The sequence below is a fragment of the Bacillus sp. MYb56 genome, from assembly GCF_002976445.1.
Classification (GTDB): Bacteria; Bacillota; Bacilli; order Bacillales; family Bacillaceae_G; genus Bacillus_A; species Bacillus_A mycoides.
Map to the genome: position 1 here is coordinate 466,869 of NZ_PCOH01000001.1, position 6,885 is coordinate 473,753.

Annotated in this window: 5 protein-coding genes, 1 pseudogene and 2 other annotated features; of the genes and pseudogenes, 3 read left to right on the forward strand and 3 right to left on the reverse strand. The window is 34.0% G+C overall.

Annotated features, from left to right (window positions below):
* The first annotated feature begins 163 nt into the window (after positions 1–163).
* Together CQ058_RS02325 and CQ058_RS02330 are read left to right on the forward strand one after the other, a co-directional pair.
* Positions 164–961 (forward strand): lipid II flippase family protein, encoded by a 798-nt coding sequence (locus CQ058_RS02325; protein WP_002189473.1) that lies wholly within the window; start codon positions 164–166, stop codon positions 959–961.
* A gap of 33 nt (positions 962–994) precedes the next feature.
* Positions 995–1,570, forward strand: a complete 576-nt coding sequence (locus CQ058_RS02330; protein WP_105589430.1) for a nucleotidyltransferase family protein — start codon at positions 995–997, stop codon at positions 1,568–1,570.
* Positions 1,571–1,609: 39 nt separating this feature from the next.
* Here the strand turns inward: CQ058_RS02330 and CQ058_RS02335 are convergent, their stop codons facing one another.
* The 3 genes from CQ058_RS02335 to aspS form a co-directional block, all read right to left on the reverse strand.
* Complete coding sequence (locus CQ058_RS02335) at positions 1,610–2,485, reverse strand: alpha/beta fold hydrolase (protein ID WP_258169443.1); 876 nt, start codon at positions 2,483–2,485, stop codon at positions 1,610–1,612.
* Between the two features lie 75 nt (positions 2,486–2,560).
* Positions 2,561–3,901, reverse strand: a complete 1,341-nt coding sequence (locus CQ058_RS02340; protein ID WP_002189470.1) for a sodium-dependent transporter — start codon at positions 3,899–3,901, stop codon at positions 2,561–2,563.
* A gap of 116 nt (positions 3,902–4,017) precedes the next feature.
* Positions 4,018–4,266: a binding site (T-box leader), on the reverse strand.
* A gap of 168 nt (positions 4,267–4,434) precedes the next feature.
* Complete coding sequence (aspS, locus tag CQ058_RS02345; RefSeq protein WP_002189469.1) at positions 4,435–5,733, reverse strand: aspartate--tRNA(Asn) ligase; 1,299 nt, start codon at positions 5,731–5,733, stop codon at positions 4,435–4,437.
* 105 nt (positions 5,734–5,838) lie between these two features.
* Positions 5,839–6,050, reverse strand: a binding site (T-box leader).
* Positions 6,051–6,302: 252 nt separating this feature from the next.
* Here aspS and CQ058_RS02355 point away from each other — a divergent pair.
* Positions 6,303–6,744 (forward strand): annotated as a pseudogene (locus CQ058_RS02355) (hypothetical protein).
* Positions 6,745–6,885 lie beyond the last annotated feature (141 nt).

Genomic DNA, 6,885 nt, shown 5'->3' on the forward strand with positions numbered 1-6,885 from the left:
ACCCCATTAAGGCCATTCTCCTACTTACCCCTTTACTATACTATCACCATCTAACTTTTCAGAAAATTACTTTTTCTAACCCTTATACTTTCAGTTACAAAATCACAAAAGATATGATAAAGTAAAAAAGTTATACTTAATTTAATAGAAACTGGTGAATCACATGTCAATTACGTTAATTTTTATAATGGCTTTCACAATTGTTATCCACGCAGTTGAAACTAGCTCTTATAGTATTCGATTAGCTGGTGTCCGTTTAAAAAAGATTGTCGTTGCCTTATCCATCGTAGGAATGGTACTACTTATTTCAAGAACATCTAACTTACTACAAGCTTTTTTAATTGGTGGTATTGTCGATGAAGCAAAGCTAGATTCTTCTATTGATTTAGAGCATATTATACGGCTCGTTCTATTATCTGCTTCTGTCGGTACATTGCTCGCGATTATACTCTATCCAACTTTGACAAAGCTATTTGGATACGTCATTCAAAACTTTGAAACAGATGGTTCATTCATTCGAATGATGAAGACGAATAACATTCAAAAATTAAAGTACACAAAAAAATATGTACGCTTTCCAAAGTTTGAGATGATTCATCGAATGCGTATTGGCGGAATTCCGAAGCGAATTATGCTTATTAATATGTTTGCCACTGCCATTTATACAGCTGGTGTTCTTTCCGCACTATATGCTTCTTTTTTAAATCCGACTTATGCAACAAAGGCTACTACAGCTTCTGGTCTTGTTAATGGTTTTGCTACTATTTTATTAACAGTTTTACTAGATCCACGTATCGCACTTTTAACAGAACGGGCTCTTCAATCAGAAGAAGGTGCTGAAGCAATGAGTAAGATGTATGGTTGGCTCATGATTTCTAGACTTCTCGGTACATTATTAGCGCAACTATTATTCATACCAGGTGCTTACTGGATTACATGGATTATTAAGCTTATGAATTAATTCACTCTCTAAAAAAAGTAGGTGTACTATCAAATGACTATTAAAACCGAACAAGATATTATTCAATTGATCCAAAATGATCCGTGGATGATGAATGTATTACAAATGGCAAAATCACTAGAGCTACCTGATTGGTGGATTTGCGCTGGGTTTGTCCGTTCTAAAATTTGGGATACCTTACATAACTACGAAGTAAGAACGGCTACGCCAGATGTCGATGTCATTTATTATGATCCATTACATAAAGATGAAGTGTACGAACAATCATTAGAACAGAAACTAATGATTATGGATGCCTCTATCCCTTGGTCAGTAAAAAATCAAACTCGCATGCATGTAGTGAATGGAATGCCGCCATACTCTTCTTCTGTTGATGCTATTTCTAAATTTCCTGAAACAGCAGCCGCTCTTGGTGTTTCTTTGGACGAACAAAACAAAGTCATATTAACATCCCCATGCGGAATAGAAGATGTACTTTCATTACAAGTGAAACCTACACCTCATTTTCTTGAAACGAAAGAACGAATACATATGTACAACAAAAGAGTTAATCAAAAGAAATGGCAAAGTAAATGGCCTAATATTACAATCACTTATCCAGAAATTTAAAATAGAGCGCTTCGCATTATACGAAGCGCTCTTTCTTTTTTAGTTCAAAAAATGAATGACTGTTTCAGCAAATCGATCAGCTTCCTCATAATGTGGTGTATGGCCACTCTCTTCGAATATGATATGCTTCCCATTTGAAGCATCATTATTAAATATTTCAATTTGTTTTTCACACGTTACTACATCGTATTTTCCTACAATTAATAACATTGGATTTTGTATATCTTTTATTTTAGATAATAATGACGTATGACATGCTCCCTCTAATTTTAATCTATCAAAATGAATTTTGGAGCGATTTGAAAATACTTCCCACTCTTCATCACTATATAAACTATCGTCTGTCTCATCTTTTTTATAATTGTAAATCTCCATTCTTTTTTCTTCTAATTCAGCACTTAATCTTATATAAGCTTCTAACAACTCTTCTGAACTAGCATTATTAGATGAATAAGCAAAGCAGTCTTCTGCTGCCGCTTCTTTTCCATACTTTTTTAATAACGTTCCTGTCTTTTGTAATAGAGCCCTACTTGTTAATGCAAAATCGAAAATCGGACCTTCAAATATTATTTTCTCTATTGAATTTGGATATGCCCTTGCATATAACAATGCTACATATCCACCGAAAGAGTGCCCGATTACAGACCATTTCTCAATTTGTAGTAGTTTTCTTATTTCCTCACAGTCTTCAACTAAATCATTTAATCCAAAAGATTCTTCCTCAGTAATTCCTTCTGATCGACAAACTCCTCTTTGATCTATCATAATTACATATAAGGAATCTTTTAATCGTTCCGCTTGATGAAATGAAAAATCATAACAGCTTTCACCTGGACTACCGTGTAAAAATAATACTGGTTTATTTTTAGGACTTCCATGTGTTTCAACGTATAGCTTTTTCCCTCTCATGTTCATATATTTCCCAACTTCAATCAAATTCGTTTTTATGATCATCACCTTCTTTTTTACCGAATATTATAACATTTAATATTAAATAATCCCTATTACATTTAAAAATACGATAACTATCGCAAGTGGTGCTACAAATCGAAGTAAAAATGCCCAGATAGTAAATACTATCTTTCCGTAATTTCCACCTACAAAAAATTCTGCTTCTAGTACTTTCTTTTCCATTTTGAATGAAACGAAAATACTAATAAATAGCGCTCCAAGTGGCATTAATATATTACTAGATAAGAAATCTACTGCATCAAAAATATTCTTTCCAAAAATCGTAATATCACTCCATACTCCAAATGATAACGCAGATGGTATACCTACTAAGAAAATGCAGAAACCAATGATCCATGATAGTCTAGTTCTTCTTTCTTGTTCACCATTTGCTAATGCTGAAACAACCGTCTCTAGTAGAGAAAATGCCGATGTTAATGTCGCAAATGTAAATAGCGCAAGAAATACCGTTAAGAACAATCCTCCTAATGGAATTTGACTAAATACAGATGGTAATACGATAAATAGTAAGCCTGGCCCTTCTGTCGGCTCCATGCCTAACGAAAATACTGCTGGAAAAATGGCAAGACCTGCAAATAAAGAGACGAATAAATTCAATCCAACAATTGTTATTGCTGATTTTGGTAAACTTTCTTTTTTATTTAAATACGAGCTATACGTAACCATAATCGAAATCCCTATACTAATCGCAAAGAATGATTGGCCCATTGCGAACAAAATACTTTCTGAAGTAATCTTTGAGAAATCTGGTTGTAAGAAAAACTTTACACCTTGCATTGCATTATCCAATGTTAATGAACGAATAATAAGGGCGACAAATAAAACGAACAATGCTGGTAGCATATATTTACTTGCTTTTTCAATTCCGTTTTGTACACCTTTTGATACAACCCATATCGTAATGAACATAAAAGCGAAATGTCCAGTAATAGCCCAAAGCGGATTTCCAATTGTTTCAGTAAATAACGAACCGTAATTTTGTTCCGGAGTAATAAGCTGTCCTGTTACTCCCCTGAAAAAATATATTAAAACCCATCCACCTACAACGCTATAAAATGAAAGTAGTATAAAACAAGTTCCAACGCCAAGACGTCCTATCCAGTGCCATCCTGTATTTGGTGCGATACTTTTAAATGCTCCAACTGCTTGTTTCTGTGTACTGCGTCCAATCATAAATTCAGCTATAAGTAGCGGTAGTCCAATTAATACAGTAAATAATATAAAGATTAAAAAGAATGCTCCTCCTCCGCTCTTCCCAGCGATATAAGGGAATTTCCATATTGCGCCAAGTCCAATTGCTGATCCTGCTGCTGCCATTATAAAACCTAATTTCGAAGTCCATTGCTCCGTCTGTTTCATCCTATTTTCCTCCCGTTAAAATCATTTTATATTAATAAATAAATATTATTGATCAATCTGAATAAAACCTCCATTTCTTTTTCTATAAAATAAAAAAATGGCCCAACGTCTCTATATAAAGAGACGCTAAGCCATTTACTTAACGCGGTACCACCCTTATTGATTCCATTATGAATCCACCTTAGTAGTAATCGTTTGATTACAAACCTAATATCGAAGGTTAACCGTTAAGATTTACTAAGAATGTGATTCCGTTCCACCTTACTGCTCCTAGGCGAGTTCAGGATGTCATTTGACTATGTCGCACCAACCCATAGCTCTCTGTACAAATACATGACCTTACTACTCCTATTCAACACATTTTAATATTTAGAATATATTTTCTTTTGAAATTAATATGAAGTATATCGGTTATATTTATAACTGTCAAGGGATATATTATTTTTTTGTCGAAAAGGATTTTTATAAACTTTCAATGTAAAAATGAAAGAACAGTAAAAAAGCATCTTCGCGATAATCGCGAAGATGCTTTTTTATGGTATAAGACGTGTACAATCTCTCGGAAAAGCACTCGCCTCTCGTACGTTTGTTAATTCTAAAAGTTTATATACAACTCTCTCTAATCCTATCCCAAAACCACCATGTGGTGGACAACCGTATCGGAATGTATTTAAATAAGATTGAAATTTCTCTGGATGTAATCCTTTTTCTTTAAAAGAAGCAAGTAACATGTCATAGTTATGAATTCGCTGTGCACCTGATGTAATTTCTAATCCTTTATATAATAAATCGAATGAATCAGTAATAGTTGGATTTTCTTTATTCGGTATCGTATACATCGGTCGCGCTTCTTTCGGATAATGTGTAATGAATACAAATTCACTATTATATGTTTCCTTCACATATTTCCCTAATAACTTTTCACCTTCTGTATCTAAATCCCCTTCAGGAGATTCTTTCCGATACTTCATTTTCAAAATTTCTTGCGCTTCTGCCAATGTGATTTTAGGAATTTCTATAATGACAGGTACTTCTATTTGTAGTAGCTGTAATTCTTTTTCACAGTTTTTTGCTACTTGTTGAAACATATATCGTAAAACATCCGTTTCTAATTGCATCACTTCATGAAAATCATGAATAAATCCAAGTTCTACGTCTAACGATATATATTCATTTAAATGTCGTGACGAGTTATGATGTTCAGCCCGGTACACAGGAGCAATTTCAAAAACACGTTCGAGTCCTCCCGCTACCATCATTTGTTTATAAAACTGTGGTGATTGAGCTAAATACGCTTCTTTTTGGAAATATGGAAGCTTAAAAACATTCGCTCCTCCTTCTGCGCCTTGCGAGACAATTTTCGGAGTAAATATACGTGTGAAATCGTTCTCTATTAGAAACTCACTAAAACTTTGAACGAGTGTAGATTTCACTTTAAATATCGCCGCGATTCGCTCATGTCTTAACGACAATACTCGCTCATTCAATAATTGATCTAGGCCAACTTGTAACTTTTTTTTATTTATTTCAAATGGAAGTGATTCTGCTCCATTTAATACTTTCACTTCATGTGCAAGTATTTCAACACCTAATTCTGTTTTCGATGTCTCTACTATTTCTCCAATTATTTGGACCACACTTTCAACATCAACTTTGTATCCGGCTAACTCGTTTTCTAATACACATTGAATAACTCCCGTTCGGTCCCTTAATAATAAAAAACTAACATTCCCTAGATGACGAATCTTTTTTACCCATCCTTGTAGTAATACAACCTTCCCGCCATGTTCCGTACATTCTCGTGTGAGTGAACGCTTCATTATTTGATCCATTACATTTCCCTCCAATAGTTTTATTTTTATTTACATTATTGTTGTCATCGTCGTCATCCACGGTCACTCACCTCCTTTCAAAGAATACAAAAATCCGCCCCTATAAATAGGGACGGATTTTTCCGCGGTACCACCCAAATTGTCATAATGACCATCTTAGCCCTGATAACGGTAGGTACCGTTTGCTTTTACTAATTATCACGTTCAAAGCAACACTCACAGGTGTCTTTCCATCATGCGGTATCGCAATCTTCCCAGCAATCGATTGCTCTCTGTAGACCCTTGCATCATGTACTTTTCCTAATCATCACTTTTTATATTTACAGAGTATTCTATCTTTTTATTTTATAAAACGCAAGCCTTTTTAGAAAAATATTGCGATTTCTCACTAAACAGACCCCTTCTAAAGGTATGTAATATGAACATTGAACTCTATACAATTATCATTTGACAGCTTAGAAATGTTTTATCCTTCTCAAATTCTTTCAATTGAATTTCTTTCCATTTCATTACATATTTTGCGCATTTCCCACGCATATTATTATTAAAGTTTTATCGGAGGTGTACATATGAAAAAAACAATTAGTTTCTTTCTCCTATTATTATGCTTAGTTGTAGTTAATGAAGCATATGCCTATTCACCAAAATCTTTACCAATCTCTCAAAATTCTGATCAATGGCAAGTAAATATTGATGAAGTAAAAAGAACGAGTGAAAAATTGTTACAACCAAAAAAAGGTGTATTTCAAACATATCATTTCTCTGTAAAAAATCTTGGGAAAAGTGAAGTGTATAATGTACAAGTTGAAGTCTTCCGCAATGAACCAAATACGAAAACAAAATATGAACTCTTTTCCCTAAAAGAAAGTCGTCTAGCGGGCGGAAAAACTGGATAAGGTTGATGTGATCATTACGTGGCAAGAACATCCTTTCCGCTCCATGAGAAACGGTCAAAAAGTTGAATCTAGAAAATTTAAAGAGCATTTTGTTTTTAAAGAAGCAGTAAAGTGAACTTATCGGTATATGTATATTATTACCGCTACCAATAAATTTTCCAGTACCAGTTCTTAAGCAAATAAAAAAGTCGTGGCTTTTAATGAAGTGCACCCCAATTGTTAGACACGGTCTAACAATTGGAGGTGCATTTTTTAT